Source organism: Flavonifractor sp. An306 (assembly GCF_002159455.1).
Taxonomy (GTDB): domain Bacteria; phylum Bacillota; class Clostridia; order Oscillospirales; family Oscillospiraceae; genus Flavonifractor.
Genome location: NZ_NFIQ01000140.1, coordinates 1 through 3,331 on the forward strand (window position 1 = coordinate 1; position 3,331 = coordinate 3,331).

3 protein-coding genes and 1 pseudogene are annotated in these 3,331 nt (G+C 55.6%); all 4 read right to left on the minus strand.

Annotated features, from left to right (window positions below):
* On the minus strand, window positions 1-845 hold an 845-nt coding region (locus B5F88_RS18720; RefSeq protein ID WP_008979960.1), incomplete at its 3' end, for a hypothetical protein.
* A gap of 146 nt (window positions 846-991) precedes the next feature.
* The gene (locus B5F88_RS18725; protein ID WP_006574296.1) at window positions 992-1,318 is read right to left on the minus strand and encodes a hypothetical protein; all 327 of its coding nucleotides are present in this window, start codon (window positions 1,316-1,318) and stop codon (window positions 992-994) included.
* Complete coding sequence (locus B5F88_RS18730) at window positions 1,315-3,078, minus strand: type IV secretory system conjugative DNA transfer family protein (RefSeq protein ID WP_242959889.1); 1,764 nt, start codon at window positions 3,076-3,078, stop codon at window positions 1,315-1,317. The genes B5F88_RS18725 and B5F88_RS18730 overlap by 4 nt, the downstream gene beginning before the upstream one ends.
* A 41-nt stretch (window positions 3,079-3,119) precedes the next feature.
* A pseudogene (locus B5F88_RS18735) lies at window positions 3,120-3,331 on the minus strand (DUF1273 domain-containing protein); the annotation flags it as partial.

The following is a 3,331-nucleotide window of genomic DNA, read 5'->3' on the forward strand; positions in this document are numbered from 1 at the left end:
TAACCAAGCCCCATCAATTCCCGGATGATCCGGTCGCTCATCTTGATCGAGCCTACCAGCACCAGCATATTGAAGATCAATTCTCCAATGTAGTTCCAGACCAGCGTGGCCGGTGCTGTGGAAGCATCCCCCACAGCGGGTGGGGCGGAGGCAAACTGCGAAAAAATGACGCAGGCCAGCACAATGATACAGCCCTCCAGGCAGATGGCGGCATAGCTTTTGAGGAAAGCGACGCCGATGCTGCTGGAGGGCTGTCCCGCAAAACTGGACAAAGGGATGGGCGCGATAGCGGTTGCCATATAGAGCTTGAAAAAACGGGAATAGACGGTCAGGATCATAATGAGGGAGAGAACCCAGATAAACAGAGACCCCAGCAGAGTGACCGCCCAGAGGGGGATGGAATCCCATATACCCACATTTTCAATGGCAGTAATAAGTTCTTCCGGCAGTGTAGTGGGTGACATGGCAGTCATGCCGGATGCGTCCATGATGGTGGATACCGCACCCTGGGCGATTCGGAACAAGGCGTTCATCAGTTCCATACCATAGGTCACTGCCGCCTGGGCCAATACAAAGCGGATAAAGCACTTGAAGGCCACCTCTGGGCGCTTGATCTCGGTAAAGCTGCCGCAGGTCTTGACTACGCCCATCACGAAAAAGAGCACCAACAGAGCGTAGCCGATGGCTTGGAGCGCGCCATTGATGCTGACGATCACGTTCCAGATCCCGCCGCCTTTGAATTCCTCTGGGGTAGTGCTGATCAGGGTCCAGATCTCCGCGAGTTTGTCGTTCCAGGTCTGCAGGGCGGAATTCAGATTGTCTACGATCCAGTTTCCACTGCCCAATCACTTCACCTCCTCGTCGGGGCGAAATCCATTTCGCTCCGTTTCCACCTGGCGGCGAAAATTACGCTCCATTCCTTTGCCCCTCCTCTCCCACCCGCAACCGCTGCGCTGGGTTGCGGGTGGGTATTTTTTTACTTTCTTGTTCATCAGCCGGTAATGAGAGTAAGGATCTCCTTGGTGAAGGTGATCACAATACCACCAGCGATGGTGAGCATACCATTGGCCCGCTGAGAGGGGTCGTGGCTCTTGAGGGACAGGCCCAGCTGGAGGACGCCAAAGCCCAGCAGGATCAGGCCGATGGCCCGGATCAGGGAGAAGATGAACTCGGAAAGGTTGTTGACGACCGTCAGCGGATCGTCCGCGGCAAAGGCCGGGACAACCATAACGGTCAGCGCCAGAACGAGGCAGGAAAACAGGGCGTACAGTTTCCGTGCGCGGCGCTCATACTTACGGGTGGTCAGATCATGTTTCATGCTGCAGTCTCCTTTTCTTTGTTGGTTTCATCGGCAGAAATAACCTGGAAGAACGGTGTGCCTGAGATGGCCGGTGTGGTGTTGTGTCCATGGTGAATATACGGCGCTCCGCCTCCGTCCACGGTGTAGCGGATAGCGGGGTGCTCGGTCAGTTCATACTTTAGGTCCATGACGGGTTTTGCTCCCCGGATAAACAAGATGCAATAGCGATTATCCAACGCACGGACCTCATCGGGGGTGAGCAGCTCCCGTCCGCTCATCTGGAAATTGGTGGAGTAGGAGCCCGATTTGCCCTTGGTCTGCCCATGGGTCTTTGTATCAATGGTGGCCTTGCCCAGGGCCTCGGAGATGTACTTATGGGTGCTCTGCTCGTTGCCGCCCAGATAGAGGATGGTGTCCGAGTTGCCAGAGATGGTCTCCCAGGAGTCCTTGTACAGCTCCTTGATCTGGGCCATGTTCTGAATGATGGTGCTGGAGGAAATGTTGCGGGAACGCATGGTGGCCAATTCACGAGTGTACCCTGGCAGCGGCATGGCCGCGAACTCATCCAATACAAAGTGGACGTGCCGGGGCAGCGCCCCATGATAGATCTGATCCGCGCTGTAATAAAGTGTCTGAAATGCCTGGGAATAGAGCAGGGACACCAAGAAATTGAAGGTGTTGTCATTGTCCGGGATCACGGCGTAGAGAGCACATTTCTTTTCTCCCAGGGTATAGAGGTCCATATCGTCGTGGTCTGTGATGGCCCGGATCTGGGGCAGGTTAAAGGGGGCCAGACGAACCGCGGCGGATACCAGGATGCTCTTGGCTGTCTTGCCCGCGCTCTGCTTGAATACTTTGTACTGTCTGAGAGCCACGCTCTCCGGGTTCTCCCGTTCCATGGCCTGAAACAGTAAATCCAGGGGGGAGAGATACTCGTCATCCTCCTCTCGAACCTCTGCGTATTCCAGCACCCGCATGACCATGGAGAAGTTCTGCTCATACTCCGGGGCCTCCTGGAACAGCATGAGGATGATGGCCTGAAGGAGCGCCGTCTCGGCTTTGGTCCAAAACGGATCAGATTCATGGCTGCCCTTTGGTGTGGTAGCCTGGATGAGATTATTGACCAGCTTGAGGACATCTTTTTCATCTCTCAGATAGCGGAATGGGTTGTATCCATCCGACTCCTCCAGGTTGACCAGGTTGAGCACCCGGATGTCATATCCCTTGCTTTTCAGCCACCCTCCGGTGGCCGTGAGCACCTCCATTTTGGGGTCGGTGATGACATAATTGGTGTTGGCCTCCAGAATGTTTGGTTTCACATAGCTGCGGGTCTTAGCTGCGCCGCTGCCGCCAATAACCAGGACGTTGAGGGAGCGGCGGTGCTTGTGGGTGTCCAGGCCCAGGCAGACATGGCGGGTCAGGATCTTGTTCTCTTTTTGGCGGAACATGGCGTTGACCTGCCGGGGTGAACCCCAGGCGGCGGAGCCGTGCTCCTCGCCATCCCGTGTGCGCCGTTGCTCCGAGGCGTAGATGCACAGGCCCATGATGTAAAGACCTGTGCAGATCAGGATGGACAGCAGGCTTTTGTCAGTCCACCGGATCTCCAGCGGATGCTGGAGCGATGCTGTCAGATTGGTAAGAAGTTCCGGCAGCCCATGCCCCAGAGATTGGGCAATGAGCAGCGCGCCCCAGACCACTGGAACATAGAAAAACAGGACCAGGACAATGTCCCCGGCCCTGGAGCTTTGTTTCAGGAAACTCACCTCCAAGCAAAACACAGGGGACTCAGCAGATGGATTCGTCTGCTGAGTCCCCCTATTTATGGTGTGATGATAACACACGGAACGTGCTGTTGTTTGGCATAAGCGATGGTATTTCTGGTTCCGCCGCTCTCACCCGTATAGACCGCGATCACCCGTCCGGAGTGATCTACCATCCATTCATTGCGGCGCTGGTATGCGGAATAGGAGAACTCCTGACTAATACAGCGCACCAGATCTGCGTGCCGTATCACCTCCACATAACGACTAG